General features: G+C 34.9%; 15 protein-coding genes. 7 read left to right on the top strand and 8 right to left on the bottom strand.

What is annotated here, in order from left to right; genetic code table 11:
* Window positions 1-192: 192 nt before the first annotated feature.
* Window positions 193-402 carry a hypothetical protein gene (locus ACP7AT_RS11480; protein WP_426064457.1) on the bottom strand — a complete coding sequence of 70 codons (210 nt, stop codon included), beginning with the start codon at window positions 400-402 and terminating at the stop codon, window positions 193-195.
* Between the two features lie 750 nt (window positions 403-1152).
* On the opposite strand from ACP7AT_RS11480, the gene metK reads away from it, so the two are divergent.
* Window positions 1153-2403: a methionine adenosyltransferase gene (metK, locus tag ACP7AT_RS11485; protein ID WP_426064458.1), complete on the top strand. Its 1251-nt coding sequence runs from the start codon at window positions 1153-1155 to the stop codon at window positions 2401-2403.
* A 199-nt stretch (window positions 2404-2602) separates the two neighbouring features.
* Here metK and ACP7AT_RS11490 read toward each other — a convergent pair whose 3' ends face one another.
* Together ACP7AT_RS11490 and ACP7AT_RS11495 are read right to left on the bottom strand one after the other, a co-directional pair.
* Window positions 2603-5305, bottom strand: coding sequence for a carboxypeptidase-like regulatory domain-containing protein (locus tag ACP7AT_RS11490; RefSeq protein WP_426064459.1), 2703 nt, complete (start codon window positions 5303-5305; stop codon window positions 2603-2605).
* A gap of 57 nt (window positions 5306-5362) precedes the next feature.
* A complete protein-coding gene (locus ACP7AT_RS11495) occupies window positions 5363-6253 on the bottom strand; it encodes a GLPGLI family protein (protein ID WP_426064460.1) in 891 nt (296 codons plus the stop codon).
* Between the two features lie 114 nt (window positions 6254-6367).
* Here ACP7AT_RS11495 and ACP7AT_RS11500 point away from each other — a divergent pair, with 114 nt between their 5' ends.
* From ACP7AT_RS11500 to ACP7AT_RS11515, 4 genes are all read left to right on the top strand, one after another.
* A complete protein-coding gene (locus ACP7AT_RS11500) occupies window positions 6368-7159 on the top strand; it encodes a hypothetical protein (RefSeq protein WP_426064461.1) in 792 nt (263 codons plus the stop codon).
* Window positions 7159-7773 (top strand): deoxynucleoside kinase, encoded by a 615-nt coding sequence (locus tag ACP7AT_RS11505; RefSeq protein ID WP_091204248.1) that lies wholly within the window; start codon window positions 7159-7161, stop codon window positions 7771-7773. The genes ACP7AT_RS11500 and ACP7AT_RS11505 overlap by 1 nt, the downstream gene beginning before the upstream one ends.
* 216 nt (window positions 7774-7989) lie before the next feature.
* Entirely contained in the window at window positions 7990-8286 is a 297-nt protein-coding gene (locus ACP7AT_RS11510; RefSeq protein ID WP_426064462.1) for a type II toxin-antitoxin system HigB family toxin, read from the top strand.
* A gap of 2 nt (window positions 8287-8288) precedes the next feature.
* Window positions 8289-8657 carry a helix-turn-helix domain-containing protein gene (locus tag ACP7AT_RS11515; protein ID WP_426064463.1) on the top strand — a complete coding sequence of 123 codons (369 nt, stop codon included), beginning with the start codon at window positions 8289-8291 and terminating at the stop codon, window positions 8655-8657.
* Window positions 8658-8720: 63 nt separating this feature from the next.
* On the opposite strand, the gene ACP7AT_RS11520 is transcribed toward ACP7AT_RS11515, so the two are convergent.
* From ACP7AT_RS11520 to ACP7AT_RS11540, 5 genes are all read right to left on the bottom strand, one after another.
* Entirely contained in the window at window positions 8721-11087 is a 2367-nt protein-coding gene (locus ACP7AT_RS11520) for a sodium-translocating pyrophosphatase (protein WP_426064464.1), read from the bottom strand.
* 111 nt (window positions 11088-11198) lie between these two features.
* Complete coding sequence (locus tag ACP7AT_RS11525) at window positions 11199-11729, bottom strand: inorganic diphosphatase (protein ID WP_091173192.1); 531 nt, start codon at window positions 11727-11729, stop codon at window positions 11199-11201.
* A 106-nt stretch (window positions 11730-11835) separates the two neighbouring features.
* Window positions 11836-12438, bottom strand: coding sequence for a DNA-3-methyladenine glycosylase family protein (locus ACP7AT_RS11530; protein WP_426064465.1), 603 nt, complete (start codon window positions 12436-12438; stop codon window positions 11836-11838).
* 99 nt (window positions 12439-12537) lie between these two features.
* Complete coding sequence (locus tag ACP7AT_RS11535; protein ID WP_426064466.1) at window positions 12538-15024, bottom strand: DUF5686 family protein; 2487 nt, start codon at window positions 15022-15024, stop codon at window positions 12538-12540.
* Window positions 15025-15157: 133 nt separating this feature from the next.
* Complete coding sequence (locus ACP7AT_RS11540; protein WP_066082989.1) at window positions 15158-16138, bottom strand: pyruvate dehydrogenase complex E1 component subunit beta; 981 nt, start codon at window positions 16136-16138, stop codon at window positions 15158-15160.
* Between the two features lie 291 nt (window positions 16139-16429).
* Between ACP7AT_RS11540 and ACP7AT_RS11545 the strand changes: the two genes are divergently transcribed.
* Window positions 16430-17176, top strand: a complete 747-nt coding sequence (locus tag ACP7AT_RS11545; protein WP_426064467.1) for an electron transfer flavoprotein subunit beta/FixA family protein — start codon at window positions 16430-16432, stop codon at window positions 17174-17176.
* Between the two features lie 101 nt (window positions 17177-17277).
* On the top strand, window positions 17278-18246 hold the full coding sequence (locus ACP7AT_RS11550) for an electron transfer flavoprotein subunit alpha/FixB family protein (RefSeq protein ID WP_426064468.1): 969 nt from the start codon (window positions 17278-17280) through the stop codon (window positions 18244-18246).
* The last annotated feature ends 49 nt before the right edge of the window (window positions 18247-18295 follow it).

Below are 18295 nucleotides of genomic sequence, written 5' to 3' on the forward strand. Positions count from 1 at the left end.
ATTTTTTGAAATAACCAAATTTTTGTACGCAATCGATTTTTTGTTTCGTTTAAATAAAAATCTGAAAGCAACAAACATACAAATGTTATTTTGACGAAGTATCATAAAGCTAATTAGATTTTTTACTTCGCCAAAACAACAATTTTAAATACCTTTTTGAAGATCTCAAAACCGAAAATAAATTCGGATTTCTTAAATAAAAAGCGCTTCATTCTCTTGGGAATACATTAGAAAAAGTAATGAATTTGGCACTGTTTTTTGTGCCAAAGCATCGTTTTTTGAAATTTCGAATCTAGGGTGAATCAGTTCATTTTTAGAACTGTTCTCTTTTTCCTTTTTGCTCTTAAAGTCAATACTTTTTAGTACTTGAAATGTCTTGGTAAAATACTTAGTTGCGCTCATAATTTTTAGGTGTTAAATTTTTAAACTCATTTTTGATTTCATTGTAATTATTATTTTAAAATTTAAAAAGCTTCAGAAAAACAAAAAACCCTTTTGGATACATATCCAAAAGGGTTTTAAGTTATCATACTAACTTATACTTTTGGAATCAACTGACGCAAATACGCATAATGGCATTTGCAGTTATCACATTGTTGACTGTTGAATTATTTGTATGCTGGAATTTTTGGTTGTTCATGTATGTTACTATTTCTGTAAAATTATTAGGTTGTATTCAAAAAAAAAGCTTCCCGTTATTTGGGAAGCTTTTGCTATATAATTTAATTTAAAATTATGCAATAAGCGACCCTGAGGAATTGTCCTGCGCGACTTTAAACATAGTGTAAATATTAAATTTCATTTTTACTTTTTTAGATAATCAAATTTGCAAATTATTTTTTATATATCCAAATAAGTTTCAAAAAAAATATTAGCCGTAATGCTCCAGAAGTTATTTTTTACTTTAATTAAACCAAAAAAAGATTTATCAGCAAAAAAAAGTTAAGATTAATTTGCAATTCAAAATGGTTTCATACATTTGCACCCGAATACAAGAGGAAAAATTTGAACTGATTGCAACCTCTTCATAATGAAACAAATTCATTATGAATACTGATAATTTTTCAGTAGAAAAAATGCTAAAGCAGGAACTCTCCTTTAGTCCTTTTCAGCAATTATTTTTTCTCGCTTAATTTAAAAATAATATTTATTATGGCCTATTTATTTACGTCAGAATCTGTAAGCGAAGGACATCCAGACAAAATTGCAGATCAAATTTCAGACGCATTAATTGATAATTTCTTGGCATTTGATGCTGACTCAAAAGTAGCGTGCGAAACTTTAGTAACAACTGGTCAAGTAATTTTGGCTGGTGAGGTAAAATCAAATACCTATTTAGACGTACAACAAATCGCTCGTGACGTAATCCGAAAAATTGGTTACACCAAAAGCGAATATATGTTTGAAGCCAATTCTTGTGGAATCCTTTCTGCTATTCACGAACAATCTGCTGACATAAATCAAGGTGTTGACAGAGCAAATCCTGAAGAGCAAGGCGCTGGTGATCAAGGAATGATGTTTGGTTACGCTACTAATGAAACCGAAAATTACATGCCTTTGGCACTTGATTTATCTCATAAATTATTGCAGGAATTAGCTATCTTAAGACGCGAAAACAACGAAATTACGTATTTACGTCCTGACGCTAAATCTCAAGTAACGTTAGAATACAGCGATGACAACAAGCCAACTCGTATTGAAGCTATTGTAATCTCGACACAACATGATGATTTTGATGAAGAAGCAACAATGCTTGCAAAAATCAAAAAAGATATTATCGAAATATTGATTCCAAGGATCATTGCAAAAAATCCTGCGCATGCGCATTTATTTAACGATGCAATTCAATACCATATCAACCCAACCGGGAAATTCGTAATTGGAGGGCCACACGGAGATACTGGACTTACAGGAAGGAAAATCATTGTGGATACTTACGGTGGAAAAGGGGCTCACGGTGGTGGTGCATTTTCTGGAAAAGATCCGAGTAAAGTAGATAGAAGTGCAGCTTATGCTACACGTCATATCGCTAAAAACTTAGTTGCAGCAGGTGTTGCTGACGAGATTTTAGTACAAGTTTCGTATGCCATTGGAGTTGCAAAACCAATGGGTATTTTTATCGATACGTATGGTACTTCAAAAGTGAATTTGACTAATGGAGAAATTGCCAAAAAAGTTGAAGCTATTTTTGATATGCGACCTTACTTTATTGAGCAACGTTTGAAATTAAGAAACCCTATTTACAGCGAAACTGCTGCTTACGGGCACATGGGACGTACTCCAGAAACGGTTACCAAAACTTTCTCTGCTCCAGGTGGAAACGAAAAAACGGTTACTGTTGAATTGTTTACTTGGGAAAAATTAGATTTTGTTGACCAAGTTAAAACCGCTTTTGGATTGTAATCATCTAAAAATATTTATATCTAAAACCCGAAATCCAATTGAATTTCGGGTTTTTTTTAGCCCTGATGGAAATGGAAATCCTTTGCTGAAAAAGATTCATTTTTTCATATAAAAAAAGAGCGACCAACGGAAGCTCCTTTATTTATTTAGAAAAATAATCTTTTTCAGCAAAGATTGAAATGTACAGCAGGATTAGCTCCTACAAATTATACTTTAAAGAGAAAATCACATAGCGTGGCTGAACAGTATATTGTGAAGTTCTGGTGGCAAATTGGGTAAAACTATCATCATTTAATGAGGTTGTATTCAATAAATTTGTTCCGCTTACTTTGTATTCTAGCTTGCTGCCTTTCTTTTGATAAATTAAACTGGCACTCAAGAAATCATATTCATTATTGACTGTTTTAGCATTGTTGTAGTAATGATAAAACTCATATTCCGCTACAAAAGAAAAACTGCTCAAGAAGAAATAATCCAATTTAGCAAAGGGTCTTTCTGTATAAAAAGTAGCGTTATTGTAATCATTCGTAACCACATTATATCCTAATTCCAGATTAGGCATATTCTTGTAATTCGTTGATGCTTTAAAAGTATAGTTTTGGGTTAAACTCTCGTTTGTTGACAACACATTATTCTGAATGTTATTGAACTTAGACCAATTTAGAGAAGCTGCCAAAGAGGCTTTGTAATTCTTCAGAAAAGAACGTCCGTACGAGCCAGTTCCTGAAAGTGTTTCATCAGCAAAATCAGAGTTGAACGGCGATGAAGTTTGATTTACTCCATTGAATACGGCACTAGTTTTTATCGCGTCCACTCTTTTAGAATAGGAAGCTACCGCAGTAATATTCTCAAAATTAAACATGTTGTATTTAAAGTAACGCAACGAATGTTCTTGTACAGTCGCGTTCTCTAAAAATCGGTTTCCTTTGGTCAGGCTATTGTAATTAGAGAAAACAAAACCCTCTGCTAATCTATTTATATCAGTAAAATTATTGGTATACGAAAAATTATAAGTTAATGTTTCCGATTTTTTGATTTGATAAATCGCCAACAAATCTGGCAACGCTCTGAAGAAATTTTGACTGTTACTGGTTCTTAATTGCTCATTTATCATGTTGTAGCTGTGCAGACTTACTCCGGGAGTAAACGTGAATTTCCCGCTCAAAATCTTATAATGCAACCCCAAAAACGTGTCGTTGAAATTGTAAGTCACATCATTTGTGTTGGCATTATTAGTCAGATTATTGACTGTTTCATTATCCAGAATTTGAAAAATACCAGAATTAAAATTTTGATAGGAATACGTATTTCCTAACGTCACATTGATGTTGCTTTTTGGGGTGACCATGTAATAATAATCCAATTTAGCGTCAATTTTATTAGTTTTTACAAAGCGACTCTGGTTGATCTTATTTCTGTTTTGTCCAGCCACATACCCCGCCAAACTGAATGGCTGCGATTGCAAATTAGCATTATAAAAAGGATCTTCTTCTTGAAACAAATGTTGCATTTCGAAAGCAAAAATATTTTTGTCGCTTTGTGTGAAATACAAACTTAAGTTTTGATTTACCGAAATTGGATTTTGATTTTTTATCGTATTAATGTTTTCTATTTTGGAATTATTGTTGACAATAGATTCTCTTAACAGTGAATTATTCTCGTCTTGTTTGGATAATTTGGTTAAAACATCATAATCAAATTGAAACCTCGCACTAGGTTTATAGCTGGAGCTCAATTTGAATAATCCTAAATTACTTTTTTGGTTTGTAATTTCCTGACGGTTCTCCGTAGAAAAAATCTCCGAAGAATTAGGTTGTAAAATATTTGTTTGTGACGATGTTTCTAAATCTGTTAACGAAGAGGAAAGAATCCCAAAACCGCTTAAAGTCCATGCTTTATTTACATTATAGGCAAAATTTGTAGCTCCAAATTCAGTCTCAATTTCCTTGGCTCGGTTATTCCTAAGCAGTGAAATTCCTAAATCATTCGAAGATACATTAAAACTAGAACCTCCTTTTTGCATCATCCCGCGAAAACCGCCGGTGAATTTAAAATAATCCTGAACCGTCAACGGCAATTCTCCAATATTATTGAAATTCGTGATTACATTGATGCTGTATTTTGGGCTGTAATAAAACAATTTTGGATTAATCAAATAGCGACTTTCCTCGTGCGCCACTCCAATTCCAGCGGTCATATCTCCAAACCAGAAATTTTTCTTTCCTGATTTAAGTTTGATATTCATTGCAATATTATCCTGATTGTTCTCTACTCCTTTTAGCGCTCCAATTTCGCTGTAGTTGCGCAACACTTGGATTTTATCAATGGCATCTGCCGGAATATTTTTGACTCCTAATTTAGTATCGCCATCAAAAAAATCTTTTCCTTCCACCATTAATTTAGTTACTCGTTTCCCTTCAACTTCAATTTCACCATCAGCATTTACCTCAACTCCTGGTAATTTTTTTAAGATATCTTCCAGTTTCCGTTCCGTTCCTGATTTAAAAGAATCCGCGTTATAGACAATAGTATCTCCTTTTATCGAAACCGGCATTTCACGAACAATTTCGACTCCATCCAATTCAATTCCACCTTCTTCAAGTGCAATGTTTTTTATGCTATTTTCTGAAGTTGTGGTGATTTCCAGCTCTTTATTTTGCATTCCTAAATAGCTTACTTTTAAAACATACGAAGTATTTGGTTTTAAATTAAGAATAAATTTCCCCTTGTCATTTGTAATGGCGTAAGAATCCATTGCTTTTGTGGCTTTATTTACCGCCATTACATTGGCCATTTCGAGACCCGCAGCTTTTGAATCGGTAATTAGACCTTCTAATTTAACGGATTGTGCAAAGGAAAGTGAGGTAATAAAAAACAGGGCAACTACTATTGTATTTTTCATTTATAAATTATGGATGAAATATAGAGAACTTATTTAACACACAAATTTGATTTGAGTTTACCCTCCAATTCTCATTCTCATTCCGCCATTTCCGCCACGTCCTTGGTTCATCTCTCTAAACTCTTCCATTTTTTTCAAAACGGTTTCGTCAAATTCTTTCTGAGTGGTTATTTTTCCTTTTGTTGACGCTCTAATTTCGGTTTTAACTTTAGGATTCAAAACCACTTTTGAACATAAAATAACCGTTTTACCGTCATTTACTTCCAATATCAAACCAGGTAATCCCCAGTAATTTTCCGGCCCTTGACTCACTGGAATTTCCGGCGTATACCAAGCCGTAATTATAGTTTCTTTTGGCATATCCAATTCATCCAGAAGACTTGTTTTCTTGGCTGCATCAGCTGGTTTAGTTGCTGCGGCATCTTCTTTTTTTGGTCTGAAGTTTCTAAAATCTGTTTTGCTCGCAACACGTACAGCGGTGGCTTTAAAACAATTGTAGCCCCCAATAACCCGGGTTTCCCCTTCCATTTTCCATTGTAAATTAGGTAAAGAGTCCTTTATCAGAAACTCTTTCCCCATAAACTCTTTATCAACGGTATAGGACTTCTCTTTTACATTTTTATAATATGTTCCGCCGCCGCCAGTCATAGACATCATCATTCGCATTCCACCACCACCTTGACCTGGAGCTTCCAGTTTTTCTTCTTCTTTGTATATTGATGCCGATTTATCAAAATTAAGAATGAATGTTTTTTCAAACATTTTTTTCATACTTTCCTCGATCCTCTTTTGCATATCCGGAGTCATGTCCCTATTGCCTTCCATTCGTGTTTTAAAATCGGAGGTGCTGGTTTTCGATTCGTACACCGCCATTCCTTGAAATTCCTGAGCTTGAAGTCCCATAAACGATGCGACTGCTATTACTAACGTGAAAATTACTTTGTACATACTTTTGGATTTTAGTGAATAAGACTGGAAAATACTGTTTTTGTTACAATCATTCTGTTAAAATAATAGTAAGACACTCATAATTGTAGAAGGTTTAATTGTAATTTCGCTTTTATGAAGAAAGTAATGCTAATGCTATTTATCGCCTCGTTTTCGGTTGTTTTTAGTCAAAACCAAAAATTAACAGCTGTTAAAATAGATTCTATTCGTTTTGATGGAGATCAATTTTTGGGATATGATCCATTTGGTTTTTATTACACTGTCAAAAACAATGTCTTTTCTAAAATTAACACTCAAGATTCTTTAGAATATAAAAACATTTCCTTGGGCAAAATCACCAAAGTTGACCTACAAAACCCGCTTAAAATTGTTTTGTTTTACGAAAATTTCAATACTGTTATCGTATTGGATAATCAACTGAATGAATTTCAAAAAATAAATTTTTCAGAAAACATCGTTCCAATCGTAGCAACTGCAATTGGAATTGCAGCAATGAATCAGTTGTGGATTTACAACAGCATGAATCAGCAACTGGGACTATATGATTATTTAAACAAGGAATACAAGACCATTTCAGTTCCTTTTACCGAAAGCATCAAAAATTATTCTTCAGATTTCAATGTCTTTCATTGGATTGACTTAAAAAACAATTGGTACACTTGTGATATTTTTGGAAGAATAACAATTAAAGGAAAAATTCCTGATTTTGAATCGATTGCAATCATAAATGAAAATCAGTTGATTTATTCGAAAGACTCCCGTTTGTTTCTGCAGGATTTAGAAAAAGATAAAAAAACTGAAATTGAAATTTCGGAAAAAACGTTTAAAAAATTCTATTACAAGGACCAAATTTTATCTATTTTTACATCCACAGGAATTACAAATTATAAAATCACAATACCATAATGCACATAGCAATAGCAGGAAACATCGGCTCTGGAAAGACAACTTTAACACGTTTGTTAGCAAAACATTTTAAGTGGGAACCGCATTATGAAGACGTTGTCGATAATCCATACTTAGATGATTTTTACCATCAAATGGAACGTTGGTCATTTAATTTACAGATTTATTTCTTGAATAGCCGTTTCCGTCAGGTAATGCAAATCCGTGAAAGCGGTAAAAAAATCATTCAGGACCGAACTATCTATGAAGATGCCCATATTTTTGCCCCTAACCTGTATGCGATGGGTTTGATGACCAATCGTGATTTTCAAAATTATTCTTCGCTTTTTGAATTAATGGAATCTACGGTTAAAGCACCTGATTTATTGATCTATTTAAGAAGTTCAATTCCTAATTTAGTCGGACAAATACATAAAAGAGGACGTGAATACGAAAACTCAATATCCATTGATTATTTAAGCCGATTGAACGAACGTTACGAAGGTTGGATTCAGACCTATGACAAAGGAAAACTATTAATCATTGATGTTGACAACATTAATTTTGTTGACAATCCCGAAGATTTAGGAACTATTTTTAATAGAATCGATGCGGAGCTGAATGGGTTGTTTTAGAATCCTCTCCCCAACCCTCTCCGAAGGAGAGGGAGTAGAAACTGGAGATAAAAAAACACATAAACAAAAATGCCTCGCAATCGCGAGGCATTTTTGTTTACAAACATTTCCATGAATCTACAATTGTTTTACAACTCAATGAGTATAAATTAAAACATAAAAATTATTTTTCCCAAATTGGGAATTTTCGACTATCTTTGGCAGAGAAAATAATGTATGAGAATAATTGCTAAAAGAACGTTACAAAATTTTTGGGAGCAATACCCTAGTTCAAAACAGCAATTATTGTCTTGGTATCAGGTTATTGATAAAAATAGTTTCACCAATTCTAATACTATAAAAGCAATTTTTGGTTCAGCTGATTTTATTGGAAATAACAAAGTAGTATTTAATATTTGTGGTAACCATTATCGATTAATCGTAAAAATTAATTACGTAACACAAATCGTCTATATTTTATTTATTGGAACTCATCCTGAATATGATAATTTGGAAGACATTAAAAACTTATAAAAATGGAAATAAATCCTATAAAAACAGAAATAGATTATGATTTAGCTTTAAACAGAATAAACATTCTTTTTGATGCTAAACCAAATACAAATGAAGGTGATGAATTAGATATCCTTGTCACTCTTGTAGAAAAATATGAACAAATTCATTATTCTATTCCTGAGCCAGACCCAATTGAAGCAATTAAGTTCATGATGGAACAAAACGGACTTACAGATGCTGATTTAGGAGTCATTTTGAATAGTCGTTCTAGAGTAACTGAAATTTTTAAACGCAAAAGAGCTCTAACTATTAAACAAATTAGAGTTTTAACAGAAACCCTTCATATTCCGGCTGCAACTTTAATCAAAGAATATGCATTAAAACAATAGTTTCATGATTTCAAACAAAAAATGCCTCGCAATTGCGAGGCATTTTATTTATATAACGTTTGATTACTTCAAAAAATCAATTTTTGCCTGAACTTCTTCATCTGTTCCTTCAAAATTTTGAATGTCTTCTTTGCCGTTGATATTTGTTTTAATAGTAGCTTTTACTTTTCCATCAACATTGGTTTTTTCGATCATCACTTCTTTAGAAACCATTTCAGTGGTTGCTCGAAAAGGTGCTTTATCCGAAATAGTATGACTTCCATTTCCTAAAATCGGGGCAATTACAAGTCCTATTAAACAGGTCAATTTAATTAAAATATTCATCGATGGTCCAGAAGTATCTTTGAACGGATCACCTACAGTGTCACCAGTGATGGCAGCTTTATGCGCATCAGAACCTTTATAGGTCATTTCGCCATTGATTAAAACGCCTGCTTCAAAAGATTTTTTAGCGTTGTCCCAAGCACCACCGGCATTGTTCTGAAAAACAGCCCAAAGTACTCCGGAAACTGTAACTCCGGCCATGTAACCGCCTAACATTTCAGCGATTAATTGGTTGTTATCTGAATAAACCAACTTCCCTAATAAAACAATAGCAATTGGAAAACCAATAGTCAAAATGCCCGGTAACATCATTTCACGTAAAGCGGCTTTAGTAGAAATATCGACACATTTAGCATATTCCGGTTTTCCGGTTCCTTCCATAATTCCAGGAATCTCCCTGAACTGGCGGCGTACTTCATACACCATGTCCATCGCGGCTTTTCCAACAGAATTCATGGCCAAAGCCGAGAAAACGACAGGAATCATTCCGCCCACAAATAACATTGCTAAAACAGGCGCTTTAAAAATATTGATTCCGTCTATTCCTGTAAAGGTAACATACGCAGCAAATAAAGCCAGTGACGTTAATGCTGCAGAGGCAATAGCAAAGCCTTTCCCGGTTGCAGCAGTCGTATTTCCTACAGAATCCAAGATATCTGTTCTGGTGCGTACTTCTTTTGGCAATTCGCTCATTTCAGCAATACCTCCAGCGTTATCTGATATGGGTCCGAAAGCATCAATTGCTAATTGCATAGCCGTCGTTGCCATCATCGCCGAAGCCGCCAAAGCTACCCCATAAAATCCAGCAAAGGCATACGATGTCCAAATCGCTGCTGCAAATAAAAGAACGGTTGGGAACGTGGAAATCATTCCTGTCGCTAATCCTGCAATTACGTTTGTCCCAGCGCCGGTTGACGATTTTTGTACTATTGCCATAACGGGTTTTGTTCCCAATCCAGTGTAATATTCCGTTACCGATGAAATAATTGCACCTACTGCTAAACCGACAATTGTAGCATAGAAAACGCGCATAGACGAAATTTCTTTAGTGCCTTCGCCAAAGAAATCCATTTTCATCGTTTCTGGTAACATATAATCAACTAAAAAATAACATGCAATTAGGGTTAATCCTATTGAAAGCCAGTTTCCCATGTTTAAAGCGCTTTGAACTTGTGCTTCTTTTGCATTTTCATCTGAAATTTTCACAACCATTGTTCCAATAATCGAAAATAAAATTCCAAAACCAGCGATTGCCATCGGTAATAAAATAGGCCCTATTCCGCCAAAAGCATCTTGAATATTTCCGCCCATGTCTTTGATCACATAATTCCCTAAAACCATGGCCGCTAAAACCGTCGCAACATAAGAACCAAATAAATCAGCACCCATTCCGGCAACATCGCCTACATTATCTCCTACGTTATCCGCAATTGTAGCCGGATTACGAGGATCATCTTCTGGAATTCCAGCTTCTATTTTACCCACTAAATCAGCACCAACATCGGCCGCTTTGGTATAAATTCCACCACCTACTCTTGCAAATAAAGCGATAGATTCTGCTCCAAGAGAAAATCCCGCTAGTGTTTCCAATACAATGGTCATGTCTTCCGTAGAAGTCCAAACTCCATTCATAAAAAAGTGAAAGAAGAAAATAAAGAAAGTGGTCAATCCTAAAACAGCTAAACCTGCAACTCCTAATCCCATTACAGTACCGCCGCCAAAAGAAACTTTCAGTGCTTGCGGCAAACTCGTACGTGCAGCCTGTGTGGTTCTAACATTAGTTTTGGTTGCGATTTTCATACCCATATTTCCCGCTAAAGCCGAGAAAAAAGCACCAAAAACAAAAGCAACAACTATTAATACATGTGTAGTAGGAACGATAAATGAAATTCCGGCTAAAACGATACTTGCACCAATTACAAAGAAAGTCAATAACCTATATTCTGCTTTTAGGAAAGCCAAGGCTCCTTCGTAAATGTAATCCGAAATCTCTTTCATCTTACCGTCACCCGGATCTTGTTTTAAAACCCATGCTCTCTTGGTAAACATAAATGCCAGTCCAATAAATGCCATGGCTATTGGCAAATAAATCATTATTGTATTCATAATTTTGGTTTGGTTTTTGGTTAAAATTAATAGTGTAACAAAACGAATTTAAACAAAAAAGCAATACTCTTTACAGAATATTGCTCTTTTTGTATAAATTATGATGTTAAATTATTTAATACTAAATAATCCTTCTGGTTTGTTTTCGATTTGATTAAAACGCTCCGTACATTTTCTGATTATCTCGTATGCTTCATTTACATCGCCCCATCCGCCTACATCAACTTTCTTGTTTTCAAGATCTTTGTACACTTGGAAAAAGTGTTCAATCTCTTTCAACAAGTGTGGATTCATATCGGATAAATCATTTAGTGAATTCCAGATTGGATCTGAAACAGGTACACAAATTACTTTTTCATCCGGTCCTTTATCATCTGCCATGTGAAAAACACCGATAGGTTTTACCTCCATTACGCATCCAGGAAAAGTTGGTTCGTTTACCAAAACCAAAACATCTAATGGATCTCCGTCTAAAGCTAATGTTTCAGGAATAAATCCGTAATCAGCCGGATACATCATGGACGAGAATAACATTCTGTCAAAACGCATTCTTTTTATTTCGAAATCATATTCATATTTATTTCTACTTCCTCTCGGTATTTCGATTAAAACATCGAAAGTTGTTAATTTGTCTGCAGTCATTTTAGTTTTTCTTATCTATAATTATGGTTGCAAAAGTAAGGAAACTATACGATTACACAATACGAAATTTATGTTATCTCTTCATTAAATTTTAACACACCGTACTTTAATAAACGACCGTTCTATTTCGTTTTTTCAAATAATGGTGCCACAAAATATAGGTAGCAAATGAACGATACGGACTCCATTTTATTGCGTGCGCTTCCATGGCACCTTTATCATGAATATCCAGCAATTCCTTGATGGTATTTATTACCGCAATGTCTCCTAACGGCAATAAATCCGGGGCTTGCAGACAAAACATCAAATAAATATCAATAGTCCAGTTTCCTATTCCTTTAATTTTGATGAGTTCTTCCCGCACTTGCTGAGCGGTTTTAGTTGGCAAACTTTCTAAATCAAGATCTTTATTTAATATAGCTGTAGCCAAAGCTTTTATGTATGACGTTTTTTGACGGCTTACACCAAGATTCCTAAATTCGGCATCGGAGAGATAAAGTAGTATTTCCGGCGTTACTGTTTTTTGACTGGCTTTTATTTTTAAAAAAGTCGCTTTCGCCGAATCGATAGATACTTGCTGCTCTAAAATCAACAATACCAAAGTCTCAAAACCTTGCGGCCTTTTGGGAATGACCGGCATTCCGTATTGCTCAATAATAGCTTTAAAAACGGTGTCTTTTTCTATAAGATAATCGATGGCTTCTTGCATAATCTGATATTTTTTAGCCCAGATGGAAACGGCATCCTTTTTATAAGGCGATTTTTTTTTCGCCTTATAAAAAGATATAGTGTACAGCTGGAATAGCTCCTAGAAATTAAACCCAAACGATCCTTTTACAGTAAAACGATTCGTATCCGGCGTATTGAGATAATTGCCTCGCCAAGCGAAATCGATTCGAAATACTTTGAAGATATTCCCAATTCCGGCACTGTATTCCCAATACACTTTTTCTGGTGCATTGTAAACTAAACCTGAAGCATTAATGGCTCTGTTCTCATCAGAAATGGTTCCATAAACTCCTTTTACCGAAACAATTTCTCTCCAGTTGAGTTTTCGCATAAACGGAATTCTGGAAAAAAGTTTGCCATTAAAATTATGATTCCACTGCAAAGTCGCATATTGATCGGCTACAAATTCATAGAAATTAAGGTTGCTAAAGGTGTTTTCAAGCAGGAAAAAAGTTTGATTACCCGGAATCACACTCATCAATCCTAAGGGAACTGTTCCAAAGGTTTTCCCTGCTTCAATAATAATATTGGTTCTTCCTAAAGGCCCAATGATGATGGGTTGCTTGTAATACAATTGTATTTTGTCGTATTTAAAATCGCTGTTCAATAATCCTTTAAAACCATGGCTGTAATTGATAAAAAAGCGACTGTAAGGACTGTCTACATTTTCTCTTTCTACAGCAAATCCAATTGTTTTTCTCTTCGGAGTATATTCAACCTGTAAGTTAACTTCGGATTGTTTCACATCACTTTTTATCACATCATTGGCTATATCCGTATAATAATCCAGACTAAAAGTTGGCGATGCAGATTGAAGGGTACGATATGAAATTCCGGTTTGGAAAATCAAATTTTTTACGGGCTCTATTTCCACCGCAATATTACTTAGGTTGATGTTCGTTAATTTTCCATTATTTCCTGATGAAAACACAGAAGACGAAGCAAAACTTCGGCCCAAAATATCGTATGTTGTTGTCAGACTCGCACCAATTTGTTCAATATCACGCCTATTACCCCCGGACAAAATGATTCTTTTTTTCTTATCGACCATCCATTTTCCGGAAAACCCATATTTAAATTTATCATCTTTAAAACCATACGCAGTGTAACCTTGAATACGCCAAGTGTCGTTGGTTCCAAAATACGTTCGTCCGCCTGCCCGCAATCTCACCCCTTCAACTTCGTTATAACCGAAAGTTGAAAAAAGAGGACCATAATCAAAATTCCCAAACTGTAAAAAACCGCTCGCCAAAACCTGCACTGTACTGTAAATTTGCTTGAATTTTTTGACCGTCTGCAACGTATCCAGCATTTTATAAACCCCCAGTTCGTCCTTGGTTAAGTTCTCAAATCGGTTATTGTCCCAATACTCATCTGATTTATTGAAAACATCCGGGTCCATGTAATTGACCTCATCTTTATAAAAAGCAACCGGTTTTTCGTTATTGAACTGATGATTTCTATAATAAGTGGTTCGTTTTCCATAAACACCTTTTGATTTTTCTTTTTTGTTTAAAGCAAAGTCGGACATCAAATAATCCTTCGTTAATAAGAAAACGGAATCGCTGACCACTTCAAATTCCTGCTCAAGATAAATGTCTTTTACCCAGTTGATGTTAGCGCTTTTAGTCACCGCCATATTAATTTTCTTGATGGCAAATGTGGAATCATTGACCCAAAAATCTCCTTTAAAAGTCAATTCGTTTTTACGTCTTGGATAAAAAACAATATTGAAACACCATTTTTTATCAATATACGCACTGTCTTTCAATACATAATTGTAAACATCAATCCCTGTTTTAGATAACGGACTGGTGAAACTTTTGTCAAAAAAAGTTAAGTAATTATTGTAAATATCATAATTGGAATATAAATCTTTAACAAAAGTCAAAATTTGTTGGTTCCCATTAAAACCGGACGTTTTACTGGCTTTCAGTTTCTCTTTTAGTTTTTTCAGTTTATTATCTCCGTAAACGTCATTCAACGATTCGTTTACAAAAATGGGTAAATACGTTTTACCGGTAATTTTGGAAGTATCCATTTGGTTAAAGATAAACTCCATCCCTTTAAAAAGTTTACTTTTCATAAAAGCACTATCAATAGAATTCATGTCAAATTCTATTTTCTCATACTTCTCCATTTGGTATTGATCAAACAAATACAAGCCATTTTGACGTTTTCTTTCCCAAATTTTTCGAAGAATATCCAGCGCAGGATTATTCTTTTTCGAGGTTTTACCGGCAAAAATCACTACCTCATTTAAACTCTCGGCTTCGTTTAGCTGAATTTTTAAATTGTAGTTAACTAATTTCTCTAACGTAATTTCTTTTTCGGAAAACCCCACTGCAGTTATCAATAATACCAAATATTCTTTAGCAGATTCCAAATAAAACTTACCGTCTTCATTGGCAACAATTCCTTCGCTCGAGTTCTTAAAAACCACATTAGCAAAAGGAATCGGCTGATTCAATTTGTCTAGCACCACGCCACTTACCTTTGTTTGTGCAAAAACTGCGTTAGCCGTAACAAACAAAAAAAACAAGAGAAACAAAATATTCTTTTTCATAATCATTCAAAAAAAAACCTCATCAAATAGAAAATTGATGAAGTTTCAAATATAGTTAATTAGAACGTTTGATTATTCGATATTTAGAATCAGGATTGTTAATTTTTATCTAAAGTCAAATTCATCAAAACCACTATTTTTTATACATTACTTTTTTAACCGCTTTCACAACATCACCTGCATTTGGCAACCATTCTTTCAGTAAAACCGGAGAGTAAGGCGCAGGCGTATCCGCTGTCGTGATACGTTGAATAGGTGCATCCAAGAAATCAAAAGCGCGTTCCTGAACAATATAGGTAATTTCAGAAGCGACACTTGCAAAAGGCCAAGCTTCCTCAAGAACTACTAATCTATTTGTTTTTTTAACCGATGTTAAAATCGTCTCATAATCCATAGGACGTACTGTTCTCAAGTCAATAATTTCACAAGAAATGCCTTCTTTGGCTAATTCGTCAGCAGCAATGTGCGCTTCTTTAATAATTTTTCCAAAAGAAACTATTGTTACATCGGTACCTTCCCGTTTAATATCTGCAACTCCTAATGGAATTACATATTCACCATCCGGCACTTCCCCTTTATCACCATACATTTGTTCTGATTCCATGAAAATCACAGGATCATTATCGCGAATAGCTGCTTTCAACAATCCTTTTGCATCATAAACCGTAGAAGGAACCACCACTTTAAGACCCGGAGTATTCGCAAACCAGTTTTCTAATGCTTGGGAGTGTGTCGCTCCTAATTGTCCTGCTGAAGCTGTTGGACCACGAAAAACGATTGGTACATTAAATTGTCCACCAGTCATCTGACGCATTTTGGCAGCGTTGTTTATGATTTGGTCAATCCCCACTAAGCAGAAATTGAAAGTCATATATTCAACAATCGGTCTGCATCCATTCATTGCTGATCCTACTGCAATACCAGTAAAACCAAGCTCAGCGATAGGAGTATCAATAACTCTTTTTTCGCCAAATTCAGCAAGCATTCCTTTAGATGCTTTGTAGGCACCATTATATTCTGCAACTTCTTCACCCATTAAGTATATGGACTCATCGTGACGCATTTCTTCACTCATCGCTTCGCAAATGGCCTCTCTAAATTGTATCGTTCTCATATTATATGTTGTATGTGTCTAATTTCCGAACAGCAAAAATAAATATTTTATATCACTTAAAAGCATAAAGTATCCAAAATTTATCCAGGATTTACTACGTTAATTTTCAGGAGCTATTTCCGGCTCTCCGCTGTATCTTCCTGTGGCTAAAGGAGCCACAGGAAGGATGCCGCTGCTATCCGGGCTACGAAAACGTAGTAGTTAAGTAAAAATATTATGCGTGCATAGTATATTATTCAAATTAATATTTTAAATTTGTAAAAGAAATTACGAATAATTAAATATATAAGTATGAAAATATTAGTTTGCATCAGTCACGTTCCTGATACTACTTCAAAAATTAACTTTGTTAACGGAGATTCTGAATTTGACACTAATGGAGTTCAATATGTAATCAATCCTAACGATGAATTTGGTTTGACACGTGCCATTTGGTTTCAAGAACAACAAGGCGCAACCGTTACTGTTGTAAATGTTGGAGGACCAGAAACCGAACCTACCTTAAGAAAAGCATTGGCGATAGGCGCTAACGAAGCCATTCGTGTCAACGCTACTCCTACTGACGGATTTTTTGTAGCCAAACAACTTGCTGAAGTAATCAAAAACGGCGGTTACGATGTGATCATTGCCGGAAAAGAATCTTTAGACTATAATGGCGGAATGGTTCCTGGAATGATAGCCGGAATTTTAGGATACAATTTCCTAAATTCTTGCACTAGCCTTACTGTTGATGGAACTAGCGTAAAAGCAGTTCGTGAAATTGATGGTGGAAAAGAAACCGTTGTTACAACTTTACCATTAATCATTGGTGGACAAAAAGGATTAGTGGAAGAAAAAGACTTGCGCATTCCTAACATGCGAGGAATTATGACTGCAAGAACTAAAGTATTGACAATTCTGGAACCAGTCGAAGCCACTGTAAATACAAAAGCAGTAAAATTTGAAAAACCAGCTCCTAAATCAGCCGTGAAATTAATTGCTGCTGACAATTTAGATGAATTAATCAATTTATTACACAACGAAGCGAAAGTAATCTAACTGTCATAAAGTCGAATGTTGAAAGTCAAAAAGATAGAAGTTTACACTAATTTCCCTTTATGACTTTGGACTTTAAAACTTTAAGACTAAAATAAAAAATTATGTCAATATTAATATACGCAGAATACGCAGAAGGAAAATTTAAGAAAGTAGCATTTGAATTAGCTTCTTACGCAAAAAAAGTGGCTGAAACGTTAGGAACTACCGTTACGGCGGTAACCGTTAATGCTGGAGATGTTTCGGAATTATCAAAATACGGAGTAGACAAAGTATTAAAAGTAAGCAACGATAAATTATCAGGATTTACGGCTAAAGCGTACGCCGATGTAATCAAACAAGCAGCTCAAAAAGAAAACGTAAAGTTAGTTTTACTTTCATCCACTACGGACAGTATTTACCTTTCGTCACTTGTTGCAGTAGCATTAGAAGCTGGTTATGCATCAAATGTGGTTGGACTACCGGTTTCAACTTCACCTTTTCAAGTAAAAAGAAATGCGTTTTCAAACAAAGCGTTTAACATTACTGAAATCGCCACAGACGTAAAAGTTCTTGGACTTGCTAAAAACTCGTATGGTATTTTTGAAAATGCATCAACATTGACAGAGGAAGATTTTAACCCAACGATTGGAGACAATGATTTTGGTGTAAAGGTAGAATCAGTTGAAAAAGTTTCTGGAAAAGTTTCTATTGCTGATGCTGACATCGTAGTTTCGGCTGGTCGTGGACTAAAAGGTCCAGAAAACTGGGCGATGATTGAGGAATTAGCTTCTGTTCTTGGCGCCGCAACGGCATGTTCTAAACCGGTTTCTGATTTAGGATGGAGACCTCATGGAGAACATGTAGGACAAACGGGAAAACCGGTTGCTACCAACCTTTATATTGCGATTGGAATTTCAGGAGCGATTCAGCACATTGCAGGTATCAACTCTTCTAAAGTTAAAGTTGTAATCAACAGTGACCCGGAAGCACCATTTTTCAAAGTGGCTGATTACGGAGTTGTAGGCGATGCTTTTGAAATTGTTCCACAATTAATCGAGAAATTTAAAGCTTTTAAAGCTCAGAATTCTTAATTCTAAAAATTCTCTTTAAAAATTATAGCTGCCAAAAAATAAGATATTC

Origin of the sequence: Flavobacterium sp. DSP2-3-1 (assembly GCF_049896865.1) — a bacterium.
Taxonomy (GTDB): Bacteria; Bacteroidota; Bacteroidia; order Flavobacteriales; family Flavobacteriaceae; genus Flavobacterium.